This window comes from Comamonas odontotermitis (genome assembly GCF_020080045.1).
GTDB classification, from domain to species: Bacteria; Pseudomonadota; Gammaproteobacteria; order Burkholderiales; family Burkholderiaceae_C; genus Comamonas; species Comamonas odontotermitis.
In genome coordinates this window covers 3,074,752-3,091,234 of record NZ_CP083451.1, presented here as the reverse complement: position 1 = coordinate 3,091,234, position 16,483 = coordinate 3,074,752, and the positions used below count along the sequence as shown (strand labels likewise).

Sequence of the window (16,483 nt, the reverse complement as noted above, 5' to 3'; positions counted from 1 at the left end):
GGATTGTCGGCTATATTTAACGAACCATTGCTGGCAGCCCTGTCGCGCAAGCGTTGGGTGGCCGCATCCACTTCCACCGAGCGCCAGCCAGGGCATGCATCTGCTGGAGATCTTGAAGGAGACGAGCATGAAAGTCAGTGACATCCTGCGCCTCAAAGGCAATACCCTCTACACCGCAAGCGTGAATGACCCGCTCTCCGACGCCATCCAGACCATGTCCGAGAAAGACATTGGTTCGCTGGTGGTGATGGAGCACGGTGACGTGGTGGGCATGCTGACTTTCCGCGAAGTGATTGTTGCCATCGTGGGCAACGGCGGTTCCGCTGGAAACACTCTGGTGCGTAGCGTGATGGATGATGCGCCGCTGACCTGCACCATGGAGACCGACATGGACGAGGTACGCCGCATGATGCTGGACCGCCATGCGCGCTACATGCCGGTGATGGACAAGAAAATGCTGATGGGCGTGATCAGCTTCTACGATGTGGCCAAGGCCGTGGTGGACAGCCAGAACTTCGAGAACAAGATGCTCAAGGCCTATATCCGCGACTGGCCGGTGGAAGGCGAAGCCGACTGACGTTGTGGCGCGGCAACAGTCCGCTCACCCGCAGCATTCAGCCAGACAGCGGCCGCAAGGCCGCTTTTTCATGCCTGTTTGCAGCCCGGCCTGCGCACTCAGAAGCGGATGACGCGGCCGGGAGGGCGCTGTGCAGCATGTGTACCGCTGCTGTGTATGGGCGGCTGGCCCACATACCGTGCCCGGGGGCGAATCAACTGGCCGCTTGCACGCTGCTCCAACGCATGGGCAATCCAGCCGGCGGTGCGGCCCAGGGCAAACAGCACAAACGCCGCGCCCGCTGGCAGGCCCAGGCTGCGCTGGATGGCGACCAGCGCGTAATCCAGGCTGGGGTGCAGGCCGGTATCTTCGTACACTTGGCGCAGCAACTGCTCACGCGCCGCATCGGGTGCCAAAAGCGCCAGCAGGTGCAGGCTGCGCGGATCGCCCGCCGGATAGAGCGGGTGGCCAAAACCTGCGCAGTAGTGCGGCGTGGTGCCCAGGCGGGTGTCTGCCAGCAATCTGCGCAGCGATGGAGCCAGCCCCATGCGGCCTGCGCGGTGCCAGTCTTCCCAATGGCTGGCGATCACCTCCGTCATGCCGCCATGCAGGGGGCCGGACAGCGCCGCCAGGCCCGCGCCCACGCTTGCATGCAGGCTGGCGCCGGTGGATGCCACCACGCGCGTGGCAAAGCTGGAGGCGTTGAGTTCATGGTCGGCGCACAGCACCAGCGCTTGCCGCAGGATGTTGGCATGGGCCGGGCTTGTCTGCCATATCTGCCCCAGGCGTTTATGCAGTGGGCGCAGGCGCTTTGTTTTTTGTAGCAAATGCAGTTGCTGCGCTGCGCTGGTGACAGGCTGCCCGGCCAGGATTTCTGCCATGCACTGCAGCAGGGCCAGCGGCCAGAGCGTGGCGTGTTCCATCTCGGCCTCCAGGACTTCTGCGCCACCGTACCAGGCCGACAGCGCCCGGGCAGGAGCGCGTGGGAGGTCCCAGTTTGCTATCACTTTGTGAGCTGGTGGCGCTTCTTCATCCAGCGCGACAGGCATTTTCTGATCCCAAAGCAGTGCCGCCACTTCCTCAAGGCTCGCATGCGCGGCCAGCGAGGCCGCCAGATGGCCCCGGTAGTACAGCTGGCCGCCTTCGACCTGGGTGATGGCGGATGCCAGTACCGGCGTCCCCCAATCCAGCGTGGACTGGGCGAGCCGTGCCGGGTTGCGTACCGATTGCCGTTGGATGGCGAGGCGCTGCACATCGGCTCGGGCATACACATGGCCGCGCTGGCCGGACTGGGTCTGTGCGCGCAGCAGGCCACGGCTGACATAGCTGTACAGGCTGGCGCGCTGTACACCCAGCACGGCGGCGGCCTGCTGGCTGCTCAACCAGGGGGAGTCGTCGAGAGGGGCATGAGCGGCGGGAGATGGGCGAGGCATGCGCCATGCTAGCCCACATGGATTGGCCCAATCAAGATTGACGGGGCAGGGCGCAGCGCGTGCAATGGCGGCCAGCACGACCGATTCGCGTGCGCCCTCGCCCATGGAGCCAGAAATGCAAATGTCCCTCGCCACCCCGCCTGCAGATGCGCTGCATCACCGTATTCGCCAAGCCGTGCAGCAGCAGTGGCATGCGGCAGGCCTGTTGGGGGCCCCCGCCCTCGATGCACAGGGGCTGCAACTGGGTGGCGATGGCAGCGGCTACCCCTCCAGCTTTGCGGTAGATGTGGCCGCAGGCGCTTCCGTCGCAGCAGCCACGCTGGCAGCGGCGCAGTTGGGCAGCCTGCGCAGTGGCAGTGCGCTTGCCTGCGCCAGTGTGCAGGTGCCGCATGCCCTGGCAGAAACCACGGGGTACTTCACCCTTGACGGGGTGCAGCCCGATCTGTGGTCGCCCATCTCGGGCCTGTACCCCTGCGGTGCGGCGGTGGGTCAGCCGGGTTGGGTGCGCATCCACGCCAATTTTGACCACCACCGTGATGGCGCATTGCAGCTGTTGGGCTTGCCCATCGGGGCCTCGACGCCAAAACAGGCCGTAGCGCAGGCATTGAATGCGTGGGATGCTATTGATTTTGAAACGCAAGCGGCCGAGCGCGGTTTGGTAGTGGCGGCTGCCCGCACCCCGCAGGAATGGGCAGCCCACCCGCAAAGCGCTGCTGTGGCCGCGCAGCCGCTGGTGCAGATCACGCAGTTGGATGCCGGGCAGCCAGCGTCGCCGCGTGCCTGGCCTGCGCTGCAGAGTGCAGGGCTTCTTTCGGGCATTCGGGTGCTGGACCTGACGCGTATCCTCTCAGGCCCGGTAGCCGCGCGAACGCTGGCTGCGCATGGCGCCGATGTGCTGATGATCAACGGCCCGGGCCTGCCCAACATTGGTGCCATTGCCGATCTGAGCAGGGGCAAGCGCTCGGCCTTGCTCGATTTGAAGTCCGCCGCTGGCAAGGCCCAGTTTGCCAGCCTGCTGGACGGCGCACACGTGCTGCTGCAGGGCTACCATCCCGGCAGCCTGGATGCGTTGGGCTTTGGCCCGCAACAGACGGTGCAGTTGCGCCCCGGCATTGTGTACGCCAGCCTGTCGGCCTATGGGCGCAGCGGGCCGTGGGCAGACCGGCGCGGGTTCGATTCGCTGGTGCAGACGGCCAGCGGCATCAACTGGGCGGAAGGCCAGGCCTTTGAGGGCATTGCAGGCGGCAACGCCAGTGGTGGCAGTGGCGGCCTGCGTGCGCTGCCGATGCAGATTCTGGATTACGCCGCAGGCTTCTGGCTGGCCTTCGGCATCCAGGCCGCGCTGTACCGCCAGGCCACGCAAGGGGGGAGCTGGCATGTGCAGGTATCGCTGGCGCGCACGGCCCAGTGGCTCCGGGAACTGGGGCAGCGGCCTGTGCTGCCGCAAGGGCTTGGCGATACGGCCGAGGGAGGGCATGCAGCCCGAGTAGCGCCTTACCTCGAAACGCTGGCCAGCGGTTTCGGCGTACTGACTGCGGTACGCCACAGCGGCGTGCTGGGTGGTGTGGCCATGCCGTGGCGCTACCCGTCCATGCCGCCGGGCACTGCTGCGCCGCAGTGGTTTTGATCTGTGTGCAGTGATTGCTATGGTTTTGATGCACTGCTGCGCATTGGCAGGGCGAGAAAGGCTCATTTCATGCAAAAAACCTGCGTTTGGAGGGCGTAGATGGTGCTGCATGCAGGCAAGTTGCGTTGGCGGCTTGCCCGGTCTCTCTGGTGGCCGTTGCTTTCGCCCGCATAATGGCGGGCTATGAGCGGCAATACCTTCGGCACCTTATTCACTGTCACCAACTTCGGCGAATCCCACGGCCCGGCCATTGGCTGTGTGATTGATGGCTGCCCCCCGGGCATGGCGCTGTGCGAAGCAGACATCCAGCACGATCTGGACCGTCGCCGCCCCGGTACCAGCAAGTACGTGACGCAGCGCAACGAGCCTGACCAGGTCGAGATTCTCTCGGGCGTCTACGAAGGTAAGACCACCGGCACGCCGATCTCGCTGCTGATCCGCAACACCGACCAGCGCAGCAAGGATTACTCCAATATTGCGCAGAGCTTTCGCCCTGGCCATGCCGACTATGCCTACTGGCACAAGTACGGCATCCGCGATCCGCGTGGCGGCGGCCGCTCGTCTGCGCGCCTGACCGCGCCCACGGTGGCGGCAGGCGCTGTGGCCAAGAAGTGGCTCAGGGAGAAGTTTGGCACCGAGTTCCGTGCCTGCATGCTGCAAGTGGGCGAGGTGGCCCTGCCGTTCGAGAGCTGGGAGCATGTGCCTGACAACCCGTTCTTTGCCCCCGTGGCCGATGTGACGCGCTACGAGGAATACATGGATGCGCTGCGCAAATCGGGCGATTCCTGCGGCGCGTTGATTCGCGTCAACGCCAGCGGCGTGCCCGTGGGCCTGGGCGAGCCGCTGTACGACAAGCTCGATGCGGACATCGCCTACGCCATGATGGGCCTCAATGCCGTCAAGGCCGTGGAGATTGGCGCGGGCTTTGACAGCGTGGCCCAGCGCGGCACCACCCATGGTGATTCGCTCAGCCCCCAGGGTTTTCGCAGCAACAACGCGGGCGGCATTCTGGGTGGCATCAGCACCGGGCAGGACATCGAGATCCGCATCGCAATCAAGCCCACCAGCTCGATCATCAGCCCGCGCGAGTCGATCGATGTCGACGGCAACAGCACCGAAGTCATCACCAAGGGCCGCCATGACCCCTGCGTGGGCATCCGCGCTGCACCCATTGCCGAGGCCTTGCTGGCCATGGTGCTGATGGACCATGTCCTGCGCCACCGCGCGCAGAATGCCGATGTGGTGGTGGGCTTTGGGCCGATTGCCGCGCAGGCCCCTGAGGTTTGATGGAAAAGAGCCTTAGAAGCCCGCCAGCTGTACGCCTGCTGCTATGAAAAAAGCGAACCCGAGGGTTCGCTTTTTTGTTGGAGGGTTGAAAGCAGGGGGCTCAGGGCTTTTTCCTGCCCGTGTCCTTCTTGCCCGTCGCCGGCTTGGTCACCTCATCGACGATGGACTTGAACTGGTCAATATCCTCGAAGCTGCGGTAGACGCTGGCATAGCGGATGTAGGCCACCTTGTCGAGCTTTTGCAGCTCGGTCATCACCAGCTCGCCGATCAGATGGGTCTGCACCTCGCGGGCGCCCAGGCTGCGCAGCTTGTCTTCCACATGTTCGAGCGCCATGTCCACCTTGTCGATGCTGACCGGGCGCTTGCGCAGCGCCAGGCTGAACGAGCCGCGCAGCTTGCTGCGGTCATAGTCGATGCGGCGGCCATCCTTCTTGACGATGGCGGGGAAGCTCACTTCCGGCCGCTCATAGGTGGTAAAGCGCTTCTCGCAGTTGCCACACTGACGCCTGCGCCGGATGAAGCCGCCGTCTTCTGCCACACGGGTTTCGACCACCTGGGTGTCGGGATGGTTGCAGAAGGGGCATTTCATAGGCGCTGGCGGTGTGTCAATCAGCGATACACAGGGAAGCGGGCGGTCAGCTCGTTCACCTTGGCGCGCACGGCGGCGATGTTGGCTTCATCGCGCGGGTTGTCCAGCACGTCGGCAATCAGGTTGGCCGTGAGGCGCGCTTCCTCGTCCTTGAAGCCACGGGTCGTCATCGCGGGGGTGCCGATACGCACGCCGCTGGTCACCATCGGCTTTTCAGGGTCGTTGGGGATGGAGTTCTTGTTGATCGTCATGTGGGCTGCGCCCAGCACGGCTTCTGCTTCCTTGCCGGTAATGCCCTTGGCGCGCAGATCGACCAGCATCACATGGCTTTGCGTGCCGCCGGAGACGATGCGCAGGCCACGCTGGGTCAGCGTTTCAGCCACGATGCGGGCATTGGTCTTGACCTGCTGGGCGTACTGCTTGAACTCGGGTTGCAGCGCTTCCTTGAAGGCCACGGCCTTGGCTGCGATCACGTGCATCAGCGGGCCGCCCTGCAGGCCGGGGAACACGGCGCTGTTGATGGCCTTTTCGTGCTCGGCCTTCATCAGGATCACACCGCCACGGGGGCCGCGCAGGCTCTTGTGGGTGGTGGTGGTCACCACATCGGCGTGGGGCACAGGGTTGGGGTACTCGCCAGCGGCAATCAGGCCGGCGTAGTGGGCCATGTCCACCATGAAGATGGCGCCCACGTCCTTGGCGACCTTGGCAAAGCGAGCGAAGTCGATGGACAGCGAGTAGGCCGAAGCACCGGCAATGATCAGCTTGGGTTTGGTCTCGTGCGCCTTCTTCTCCATGGCGTCGTAGTCCAGCTCTTCCTTCTCATTGAGGCCGTAGGAGACCACGTTGAACCACTTGCCCGAAATATTGAGCGGCATGCCGTGCGTCAGGTGGCCGCCTTCGGCCAGGCTCATGCCCATGATGGTGTCGCCGGGCTTGAGGAAGGCGAGGAACACGGCTTCATTGGCCGAGGCGCCGCAATGGGGCTGCACGTTGGCGGCTTCTGCGCCAAACAGTTCCTTGACGCGGTCGATGGCCAGCTTCTCGGCAATGTCCACATACTCGCAGCCGCCGTAGTAACGCTTGCCGGGATAGCCTTCTGCGTACTTGTTGGTCAGCTGGGTGCCCTGGGCCCACATCACGGCGGGCGATGCATAGTTTTCGCTGGCGATCAGCTCGATGTGCTGTTCTTGGCGCTGGTTTTCGGCCTGGATGGCCGCAAAGAGTTCGGCGTCGGTCTGTTCGACAAGAATGTTACGGTGGTACATGACGGTCGGTTGAGTCAGAAGTAACCCCCTGCCCGCCAGAAGCTGGCGATAGAAAGCAAGGGCTGCCCAGGCGCACGGCTAACACGTGGCAAGACACAGGCGGTGATCGTGGCACCGTAGTCCCTCGCACGGTACGCTCCCCGGTGGTTGCTGCAGGGCAGGCCTGCGTTCCACGTCAACAATCTGGTTGCTCAGATGTCTATCGCCAGTCGCGTACCCGGCTAGTGTAGCCGAGGCTTGGCAGACTGTAACTTCTACTGGACTAAATGCCCGGGCAAAGAAAAAGCACCCCGCAGGGTGCCCGTTTCATATCCAGAGCTGTCCAGTGGCCGCACCGGCCATCAGGAGCCCATGGCCACGGTCGTGGACTCGGTCTTGGCAGGCTGTGCCGTAGCGGCGCCAGCCTTGTCCACCAATGCTACAGTTGCAGTAGCGCTGTCTGCTGGTGCTGCAGGCACTGGGGCCTTGTTTTGCACTGCAGGCATGGTGACGGCCGGTACGCTCGCCTTGGCAGACAACGATGGCTTGGCTGCGGGCTCTGCAGGGTTGCTGCGGCCATTGGCCACCTGCTTGATGCGGAAGTGCTCGGCCATCACCTTGGCAGCGTAGCCGCCGTCGTCGGGCAGGTTGGCAGCGCCCACATAGTATTTCAGACCGCCTTCAAGGGAGCCGGCGCGCTGAATGCATTCCTGCAGCACCTTCACGCCCACGCGCAGGTTGGTCACCGGGTCGAATGCGGCAAAGTGGCCGCCAAAGTGTTCGTACTTGTCGGTGTGGATCTTGGTCATCACCTGCATCAGGCCCTGGGCACCCACCGAGCTTTGCGCGAAGGGGTTGAAGCTCGATTCCACAGCCATGATGGCCAGGATCAGGGTCGGGTCGAGCTTGGTTTCCTTGCCGACCTGAAAGGCTTCGGAGACCAGCACTGCCAGTGGCTCGGGCGCCACACGGTACTTTTTGGCCAGCCAGTAGGCCACGGCTGCCTGGTTCTTAGGCAGTTGCTGTGGGTTGGTGGCCGTAGCGCGGTCCACCGCGGCAATGATGCTGGCATCCGTGCTGCCGGTGCTGTCGGCCACGGCATCGGCTGCGCTTTCCTGGCGTGCCTGCAGCCAGGTGCGCAGGTAGTCTTCCCCTGCATTGCGCAGATCTGCGCGCGAAAACAGGGTGAGCGCACAGAACGCCACCAACAAACCAACCAATGCCAAACTGTTGTGGGCCATGGCCACAATGCCATGGGCTAAGGTGCTGCCCAAAGAGCGCGCACCGGCAGCCACTTTCGCGGAAGCCGTCATACCAATGATTCCTTTCTCTGTCCTGCCGTCCCGATCACCGCCGTGGTGGGGTTGAAGACTGGCAGGTGGCGCAACACCGTCCTGTGTGGCACCAATCAGGCTGCCCGCTGCTTTGCAGGCGACCCTTGTCGTTTCATGCACGCTGCTTGCGTGTCAGGGGCTACGATCAAAACACCACGTGGGTGTGACTAAAAATTCAGCAAAAAATGCAATGGGACGAATTCTAGAAGCTCGCTTAATAAACAGTCAACACTATAGAATTCAAAATTAAGACAAAAAAGTAGTAAAAAAACGTGTATAGCAACCCGCCGCAGCGGACCCATGTGCACGGTAGGGCAGGGTGGATTGGGTCTCCACAGCCTAGTAAAAACCCGCATCTGTGGCCGCAATCGTTGTGGGCAGCTTTTGGCGGGTCATAGCCATAAACCATAAGATTGGTTATTTTTCATTGGCATAAGCAATCATTTGAAACCTCGATATTCCATATAAAGTTTCTTGCTTGGATGCTATGAAGTTATGAGTGCGTGAAGGCCAAAGTCTGCACGGCCTGCCCGCCGATGTATTCCGGAGTTGATGTTGGAAAAGAGGCACGGTTGCCTGGCGGCACCGGGTTGAGGTTTCGTGAGCAGCCTGTAGCCAGCGAGTGGCCCTTGCAGCGCCTTCCATGGCGATTGCAAACCATGTTTGGTAAGCGCATATTTGCTATAAATTATGGGTAAAAATACCCAATAACCTGTTGCCTTCTCGGGTCTATAGGTTATTTTGCCAGGGTAAATTCAAGGTTTGAACGCATCAAGGCGGGCTTGCGGGGCGGTGGAAGGCTGCCATTTGTCCAAAAAATGGCTTATGCAACGCTGTTCATCGACAAAAAATGGGCAGAAGATGCGATGGGAGTGCCTCTGATGTAACAGTGGTAAATGGTTGGTAGCGGTTCGGTGGGAATCCGGGAGCCCGCGGGAGCCTTGTGGCGCATGGCGGGAGGGCTGGTCTTTCCCAAGGTATTTGTCCGTCCCTCTATATATAGAGGAGCGAATAGCTTTCTCCTGGGAGAGGCGAGGATGGGCCCTGATGCTTTGAACGATTGTGAAAAGGTGGCTCGCGCTGGCGTTGATTCGCTGTGCTGCTATCTATTTAGATGGTTCTTTGGGCACAATGCGGGTGTCGACCCTGATTGAGGACTTTCGCCGTGAGCGAACAACAAAAATCCCAAAAGAAAACGGGCGCAGGCCTGCGCTGGCTGCGCCGCCTCGCGTGGTGTGTGGTGGCGCTTCTGGCGCTGTGGGCGCTGTCATGGCTGGCCTTGCCGTGGCTGCTGCGCACCCAAGGCGAAAAGATCGCCTCCGAAAAGCTGGGCCGCGCGGTGCATATCGGTGCGGTGGAATTCAAACCCTGGTCTCTGGAGCTGACGGTGCGCGACTTGCAGGTTGCGGGGCCCGCGCCAGGCAGCGAACCCCAGTTCGCTGTGGACCGCGTGTATGTCGATGCCGATATCCAGTCGGTCTTCCGTCTGGCTCCCGTGCTCGATGCCATCCAGATCGACAAGCCCGTGGTGCGCGTGGCGCAGACAGCGCCCGGCAAGTTCGACTTTGACGACATCGTTGCCAGGCTGAAGGACCCGAATTCGCCCCCCGATGATGGCAAGACCGCGCACTTTGCGCTCTACAACATCGAGCTCAAGGACGGGCAGGTGCTGTTCCGCGATGACACCGTGGGCCAGACCCATGACCTGAGCAGCCTGCACCTGGGCATTCCGTTCGTCAGCAACCTGGAATCCAAGCGTGAGATCAAGGTGGTGCCGCAGCTCTCCTTTGGTCTCAATGGCAGCCAGTTTGCCAGCCAGGCCGAATCGACGCCGTTTACCGACGATCGCAAGACCGACGCGAGCTTTGCGATCAAGGACCTCGATCTCAAGCCGTATCTGGGCTACATCCCGGCTTCCGTTCCCGTCAAGCTGGTATCCGGCGTGCTGAATGCCAATCTGAAAGTGGCCTTTGAACAGACGGACAAGGCTGCCGTCAAGCTGAGTGGTGACGTGCATGCCTCCGGCGTGCAGGTGCATGACGCCAGCAACGACGAGCTGCTGGCCTGGAAGCAACTGGATGTGCAACTGGCCGACGTGCAGCCGCTGGCCGGGCAGGTACACATCGCCCAGGTGGCGCTGGATGGTGCGCAACTCTCGCTCAAGCGCGGCAAGGATGGCAAGCTGCGCCTGCTGGATGCGCAAGGCGAGCCGCTGGAGGCCAAGGCTACAACGGCGAATGAGTCCAAGAATGCTACTGAAAAAGTAGCAGATGGCGCAGCGCCAACGCGAGAAAATGGCATAAAAGATGCCAAAAGTACGACCGAGAAGCCGGTTGGCACTGAAGCGGTCGCAGCCAGTACATCTGCTGCAGAGCCCGCAGCGCAGGCCAGTTCTGCAGGCGAAGCTGCCAGCCCGTCGAAGACTGCCAAGGTAGCCAAGGCCGCCGCATCCCCGGGTGGCGCAGGCAAGCCCGCATGGAATGTGGTGGTGGACGAGGTCCAACTCAAGCATGTGCAAGGCCTGTGGGTGGACGAGAGCGTGCCTGTGCCAGCGCGCGTCCAGCTCAATGATTTTGCAATGACGGCCAGCAAGATTGCCTGGCCCTTCAAGGAACCGTTTGCCTTCCAGGGCGAATCGGGCCTGTCGGGTGACAAGGGTGTTCCGTCATCGGGGCACATTGCCTTCAGCGGCAAGGCCACCGACCAGGCCGCCGAGGTGGAGGTGAAGACCACCGCACTGCCGTTGCAACTGGGCGCGTCCTACCTGACCGGCGTGATCGAGCCGGGCCTGCTGGGCAGTATCGACAGCGAAATGCAGCTGCACTGGCTGGGCGAGGCTGTGCAGTTGACGCTGGCGCAACTCACCGTGTCGGACGTTGCCTTGCAATGCAACAGCAAGGCCAACTGCGCAGCGCTCCACGGCCCCGCTGTGGGCCTCAAGGGCAAGGACAACCTGCTGGAGCTGCAGCAGCTTCTGGTCAAGGACGCCACGCTCGATACCGCCAAGCAGCAGGTCGTGGTGGGCTCGGTGGAGTTGCTCAAGCCCGTACTGGGCGTGTCGCGTGACAAGAGCGGCCGCATGATGTTCGAAGACTGGCTGCCCGCCACCAAGGCGGCCAAGGCAGAAAAATCAGAAAAACTGGAAAAGGACGCGAAAAAGCCCGCCGCCAAGGACGCCACGGCAGACAAGCCGTGGGATGTGCAGCTCTCGCGCATTGCAGTAAAGGGCGCCAGTGTTGCCTACCAGGACGAATCCACACCGCGCAAGGTGGCAGTGCGGCTGGCGGATTTTGATGTGGAACTGCGGGATTACGCACCGCTGGCGGTCAAGGCCAAGCCATCGCCGTTGAAGGTATCGGGCCGCATTGCCACGGGCCGCGCCGAGCCAGGGCGGCTGGTGTGGGATGGCAGCCTGGGCATGAGCCCGCTGTCGGCTGCAGGGCGCCTGAACCTGAGCCAGTTGCCGGTGCATGCCTTTGTCTCCTACGCGGAGGCGGCGCTGCCGGTGCGATTGATGCGGGCGGATGCCAGTTTCAAGGGCAACATCGACTTCGTGCAATCGCCCAAGGGGCCGGTTCTCAGTGTCAAGGGCGATGCCGGGCTGGATGACGTGCGCGTGCGGCCGCTGGCGGCTGCCAGAACGCTGAAAGCAGGCGATGGTGCTGTTGATGCTATCGAAAAGGAAGCGGATGGCGCAGATGTATCGGGCGCTAAGGCCCTGAAAACCTCTGAAAAATCAACGGGTGCAGCGACTCGCAGCGGTCTGGGCTCCGGCCTGATCGGCGCCAGCGATGACCTGCTCAACTGGAAGGTGCTGAGCCTGCGCGGCCTGGACGTGCAGATGGCACCCGGCCAGCGCATGAAGGTCAAGGTAGGTGAGACGGCCTTGTCCGATTTCTATGCCCGTCTGATCGTGCAGGAAAACGGCAAGCTCAATCTGCAGGACCTGGGTGGCAGCGAAGGCGCGCCTGCAGGCGCCGCCGCCGATAGCAGCAAGGATGGCAAGGAGCCTGTTGCAGCCAAGGCGGCTGCATCAGCGACTCCGGCACCGGCTGCGGTGGTGGCTCCCGCTGCGGATGCCGCTTCTTCGGCGGCTGGCCCCATCATCGACATGGGCCCCATCACCCTGGCGGGAGGCACGGTCAAGTTCAGTGACCATTTCATCCGGCCCAACTACTCGGCCGACCTGTCCGAGCTGGCTGGCCGCATGAGCGCCTTCTCGTCCGAGCCGGCGGCTCCTGGCTCGCCGCCGCAGCTCGCCGATCTGGAGCTGCGCGGCAAGGCCGAAGGCACGGCTTCGCTCGACATCACCGGCAAGCTCAACCCGCTGGCCAAGCCGCTGGCGCTCAATATCCACGGCAAGGTGCGCGATCTGGAGCTCTCGCCGCTCTCACCCTACAGCATCAAATATGCGGGCCACGGTATCGAGCGCGGCAAGATGAGTGTGGACGTGCAATACGACGTGCAGCCTGACGGCCAGCTCACCGCCACCAACAAGCTGGTACTGAACCAGCTGCAGTTTGGCGATGCGGTGCAGGGCGCACCGGCGAGCCTGCCCGTCAAGCTGGCAGTGGCCCTGCTGGCGGATCGCAATGGCGTGATCGATCTGGACCTGCCGATCAGCGGCTCGCTCAATGATCCGCAGTTCAAGCTTGCTCCCATCATCTTCAAGGTGATCGGCAACCTCATCATGAAGGCGGTCACATCGCCCTTTGCGCTGCTTTCAGGCGCTTTTGGTGGCGGGGCAGAAGCCAGCCAGGTGGCATTTGCCCCTGGCAGCGCTGTACTGGACGATGCAAGCAAGGCCAATCTGGACAAGATTGCCAAGGCTCTGCAGGACCGCCCTGCGCTGCAGATGACGGTGACCGGCCAGTCCGACCTGACCCAGGAGAAGGACGGCTGGCGCAAGGCACGCATCAACGACATGGTGCTGGCGCAGAAGCGCCGCGCCGCCATCCGCGTCGGTGGCAAGGCCGACGATGTGGCCGCGGTCAGTGCGGCCGAGTACCCGGCGTTGCTCAAGGATGTCTACAAGCGCGCTGACATCAAGAAGCCCCGCAACATGATTGGCCTGGCCTCGGACATCCCGCAGGCCGAGATGGAAACCCTGCTCATCACCAGCGTGGATGTGCCTGACAGCGCCATGCGCGAGCTGGCGCTGGCGCGCGGGGTAGCGGTGCGCGATTACCTGGCCGGGCAGGGCGTCAAACTCGACCGCCTGTTCCTGGGCAATGTCAAGACCGAAGGCCAGGACAAGGACTGGACGCCGCGTGCAGAACTGAGCCTGGCACCCCGGTAAGCGGGTGCATCGTTGAAACCAGTGAATCGAGGGCGGGAATGGCATCCCGCCCTTCTTTTTGTCCGGGTCAGCAAAGGTAAAAGCGGTTTCTGCCTCCTGCTTGCTTGGAGACCTTGCCAAACCCGGTCAAAATAGAACCCTGGCAGCGGGCGGAATGCCGCCGGCGCCTTTTTTATTTTGTGCCAATGGCTGCACTGTCCAGGATTGCAAAGCGCACCGAGGCAGTGCAGGCCGTATTTACACTGAGCTGAGCCATGTTTCCCTCCTTCCTCTCGCGCAACAAGACGCCCGAAACTCCCGAGCCTACCCCCGCACCGGCCAAGGCTGCTGCTGCACCGCATCCGCTTGACGGCCTGACGGGTGGCGCCTTTTCGGCTGCCACATCGGGCGAGCGCGCGGCCAAAGTGCGCGAATGGCTGGCCACCAACCCGGGCGCCGAGCAGCTGCAAGAGGTCTTCAAGGAACTGTCGGCCCGCGACAAGGGCGCCGCCAAGGCCATTCGCGAGCGCATTGAAGAGCTGCGCCGTGCCAAGGGCCAGGAGGCCATTGCCGCCGAATGGGCTGACAAGGCAGGCAAGCTGCTGGCTGCATCCAAACTGAACATTGCCGACGCACTGGCCTGGCAGCGCGATGCCGCCAAGGCGGGCGCACCCCTGTCCAAGGAGCCGCTGGCGTCGCTCAAGACCCAGCTGGCCGAACGCGTCAAGACCATCGAAGACCTGCAGCACCGTGTGCAGGTGCAGCGCGAGGCGGCCGTGCTGCTGGCCCAGCGCGTCGAAGTGCTGTCCACCAAGTCGTACAAGGACGCACAGGCCGCCGACAGTGCCTTGGCAGCCGATGTGCAGCACTGGCAGGACCAGGCCGCCGCCCTGGAGAGCGATGCCAGCTGGAGCAGTGTGGAGGCGCGCTATCCCACGATGCTCGACACGTCCAAGAGCCAGTTGCTCGTGGTATGGGAGGCCTTCCAGTCCGCGCTGCAGCAAACGCTCAAGGCGGCCGAAGACACGCAGGCGCCATTGCCAGCTGTCCCCGTGTGGGCAGACGAGCTGCGTGCTGCCCGAGGACTGCCTACCGAGGCGGAACAGGCCGCAGCCCGTGCTGCTGCCAAGCCGGCAGGCAAGCCGGCTGCCGACCCGCAGGAGGCCAAGCGCGCCAAGCAGGCAGTGCAGGAGGCATTGAAAAAGCTGCAGGAAGAGACTGCCGAAGGCCATGGCAAGGGTGCATCGGGCGCCGCGCAACAGCTGCGTGCCGTGCTCAAGCAACATGGCAAGCAGATCGATGCCGAACTGGAATCGCAAGTCAACGCAGCACTGATTGCTGCAGGCGAGCTGGAAGGCTGGCAGCGCTGGAGTGCCGACAAGGTGCGCGAGGAATTGCTGGCCAAGGCCCAGGGTCTGCTCGCGCGTCCCGAAGGGCAGGAACTGGGCGGCCGAAAACTGCAGGAAACCCTGCGCCAGCTGCGCGAAGACTGGAAAAAGGCCGACCAGAGCGGACCGACCAACCATGCGCTGTGGAAGAAGTTCGACGACGCATGCAATGCGGCCTACAAGCATGTCGAGGTATGGCTCGGCAAGGTGCGCGAAGAGGGCGCCAAGCACCGCGCCGAGCGCGAGGCGCTGATTGCCGAGCTCAAGGCGTGGACGCAAGCCCACAAGGCCTCGACCGAGTGGAAGGCCATGCAGCGCGATCTATTCCAGTTTGGCGATCGCTGGCGCGCCAGCGGCCATGTGGGCGAAAAGGCCTATGCCGAGCTGCAGGCGGCCTGGAAGGCTGCGCACCACGAAGCCACTGCGCCTTTGCACACCGCGCAAAAGACCAGCATCGCCCGCCGCGAAGCCATGATTGCCCAGGCCACCGAGCTGGCTGCTGCGCCGCACCTGAACATTGACGCGGTGCGTGAGCTGCAGCGCCAATGGCAGACGGAAGCGCAGGGCGTGCCCATGGACCGCCGCCATGAACAGAAGCTCTGGGATGCCTTCCGCAAGCCGCTTGACGAAGCCTTTGCACGCAAGACCCAGCAACGCGAGCGCGTGGCTCAGCAACTGAGTGCCCGTGACCAGGCTGTTCTGGATGCCTCCAAGGCACTGGAAGCCGCCAACCACAGCGGCGACGCGCAGCAGATCCAGAGCGCCATCGAAGCTCTGCAGCAGGCGCTCAAGGCCCAGCGCGAACAGGCACAGGTTGCTCCAGAGGCCGTACCGGCTCCTGCAGCAGCACCAGTGGAGGTTTCTGCAGACGCTCCGCCTGCCGACGCCCAAGCAGCTCCAGAAACGGAGGCTGCGGCGGCAGAGGACGGTGCCGATGCTGCAGAAGCACCAGCCCCGGCGCCTGCCGCACCGGCTCCCAAGCCGGTGATCGCCCAGCGCAGCGGCGATGACCGCCCAGGCATGAAGCGCGATGCGCCCGTGGTTGCGGGCCGTGGCGGCAAGCCGGGCGACCGGCGCGACGGACGTGATGGGCGCGACAGCCGTGCCCCGCGTGGTGATCGCAATGAGCGCCGTGGTGACGACCGCTTTGGTCGTGGCGACCGTTTTGACCGTGCGTCGCGAGAAGATCGTGGCCCACGCCTGGGAGATGCCGCTTTCCGTGCGCAGCGCGATGCGCTCGACCACGCACAGGCCGCATTGCGCAAGCTGGCAAGCCAGGCCCATGGCCAGGCATTGACGCAGATGATGGATGCCTGGAGCAAGCGCGACGCTGCCTTGCTGCCGGCTGCGCAGGAGTTGGGTCGTATGCCCGGCACCGTGCGCGCCACCTGGGGCCAGGCTATCGCTGCGCCAGCTGCGGGTGATGCACGCGAAGCGCTGCTGCGCCTGGAAATGGCCGCCGAAGTGCCCACTCCGGCTGACCACATCGATGCACGCCGCGCGCTGCAATTGCAGTTGCTCACTCGCCGCAACGATCCGTCGCCGCAGGAGACCTGGCAGCAGGACGTGGCCAAGGTGCTGCAGTCAGGCAGCGACGAGGCATCTGCCCGCCGCCTGCAGAATGCGCTGAAGTCGCTCCTGAAAAAGTAAGCCTCTCTGCGCCCGAGCGCACAAACGCCCCGCGTCAATGGCCGGGGCGTTTTTCTTTGCCATGAGGGAGGCGCTGGTTGCAAAGAGGGGCGAGGTG

At 63.4% G+C, this 16,483-nt stretch carries 9 protein-coding genes and 1 riboswitch; of the genes, 5 read left to right on the top strand and 4 right to left on the bottom strand.

What is annotated here, in order from left to right:
- Nucleotides 1-127: 127 nt before the first annotated feature.
- A complete protein-coding gene (locus tag LAD35_RS14245; protein WP_184710644.1) occupies nt 128-577 on the top strand; it encodes a CBS domain-containing protein in 450 nt (149 codons plus the stop codon).
- Between the two features lie 98 nt (nt 578-675).
- Here LAD35_RS14245 and LAD35_RS14240 read toward each other — a convergent pair whose 3' ends face one another.
- The gene (locus LAD35_RS14240) at nt 676-1,989 is read right to left on the bottom strand and encodes a citrate synthase family protein (RefSeq protein WP_224149682.1); all 1,314 of its coding nucleotides are present in this window, start codon (nt 1,987-1,989) and stop codon (nt 676-678) included.
- Between the two features lie 115 nt (nt 1,990-2,104).
- Between LAD35_RS14240 and LAD35_RS14235 the strand changes: the two genes are divergently transcribed.
- The gene (locus tag LAD35_RS14235) at nt 2,105-3,616 is read left to right on the top strand and encodes a CoA transferase (RefSeq protein WP_224149681.1); all 1,512 of its coding nucleotides are present in this window, start codon (nt 2,105-2,107) and stop codon (nt 3,614-3,616) included.
- A gap of 183 nt (nt 3,617-3,799) precedes the next feature.
- A complete protein-coding gene (gene aroC / locus LAD35_RS14230; RefSeq protein WP_224149680.1) occupies nt 3,800-4,903 on the top strand; it encodes a chorismate synthase in 1,104 nt (367 codons plus the stop codon).
- A 100-nt stretch (nt 4,904-5,003) separates the two neighbouring features.
- Here the strand turns inward: aroC and nrdR are convergent, their stop codons facing one another.
- From nrdR to LAD35_RS14215, 3 genes are all read right to left on the bottom strand, one after another.
- On the bottom strand, nt 5,004-5,492 hold the full coding sequence (nrdR, locus tag LAD35_RS14225) for a transcriptional regulator NrdR (protein WP_224149679.1): 489 nt from the start codon (nt 5,490-5,492) through the stop codon (nt 5,004-5,006).
- A gap of 20 nt (nt 5,493-5,512) precedes the next feature.
- A complete protein-coding gene (glyA, locus tag LAD35_RS14220) occupies nt 5,513-6,757 on the bottom strand; it encodes a serine hydroxymethyltransferase (protein ID WP_224149678.1) in 1,245 nt (414 codons plus the stop codon).
- A 57-nt stretch (nt 6,758-6,814) separates the two neighbouring features.
- Nucleotides 6,815-6,980, bottom strand: a riboswitch (ZMP/ZTP riboswitch).
- Between the two features lie 118 nt (nt 6,981-7,098).
- Nucleotides 7,099-8,049: a lytic transglycosylase domain-containing protein gene (locus tag LAD35_RS14215; protein ID WP_224149677.1), complete on the bottom strand. Its 951-nt coding sequence runs from the start codon at nt 8,047-8,049 to the stop codon at nt 7,099-7,101.
- Nucleotides 8,050-9,235: 1,186 nt separating this feature from the next.
- Here LAD35_RS14215 and LAD35_RS14210 point away from each other — a divergent pair.
- Together LAD35_RS14210 and LAD35_RS14205 are read left to right on the top strand one after the other, a co-directional pair.
- Nucleotides 9,236-13,369: a DUF748 domain-containing protein gene (locus LAD35_RS14210; protein WP_224149676.1), complete on the top strand. Its 4,134-nt coding sequence runs from the start codon at nt 9,236-9,238 to the stop codon at nt 13,367-13,369.
- A 254-nt stretch (nt 13,370-13,623) separates the two neighbouring features.
- Nucleotides 13,624-16,386, top strand: coding sequence for a DUF349 domain-containing protein (locus LAD35_RS14205; protein WP_224149675.1), 2,763 nt, complete (start codon nt 13,624-13,626; stop codon nt 16,384-16,386).
- Nucleotides 16,387-16,483: the final 97 nt, after the last annotated feature.

Excerpts from the sequence above, each read along its gene's own strand:
- LAD35_RS14245 (WP_184710644.1), top strand. The coding sequence starts at position 128 with ATGAAAGTCAGTGACATCCTGCGCCTCAAAGGCAATACCCTCTACACC.
- LAD35_RS14240 (WP_224149682.1), bottom strand. The coding sequence starts at position 1,989 with ATGCCTCGCCCATCTCCCGCCGCTCATGCCCCTCTCGACGACTCCCCC.
- LAD35_RS14235 (WP_224149681.1), top strand. The coding sequence starts at position 2,105 with ATGCAAATGTCCCTCGCCACCCCGCCTGCAGATGCGCTGCATCACCGT.
- aroC (WP_224149680.1), top strand. The coding sequence starts at position 3,800 with ATGAGCGGCAATACCTTCGGCACCTTATTCACTGTCACCAACTTCGGC.
- nrdR (WP_224149679.1), bottom strand. The coding sequence starts at position 5,492 with ATGAAATGCCCCTTCTGCAACCATCCCGACACCCAGGTGGTCGAAACC.
- glyA (WP_224149678.1), bottom strand. The coding sequence starts at position 6,757 with ATGTACCACCGTAACATTCTTGTCGAACAGACCGACGCCGAACTCTTT.
- LAD35_RS14215 (WP_224149677.1), bottom strand. The coding sequence starts at position 8,049 with ATGACGGCTTCCGCGAAAGTGGCTGCCGGTGCGCGCTCTTTGGGCAGC.
- LAD35_RS14205 (WP_224149675.1), top strand. The coding sequence starts at position 13,624 with ATGTTTCCCTCCTTCCTCTCGCGCAACAAGACGCCCGAAACTCCCGAG.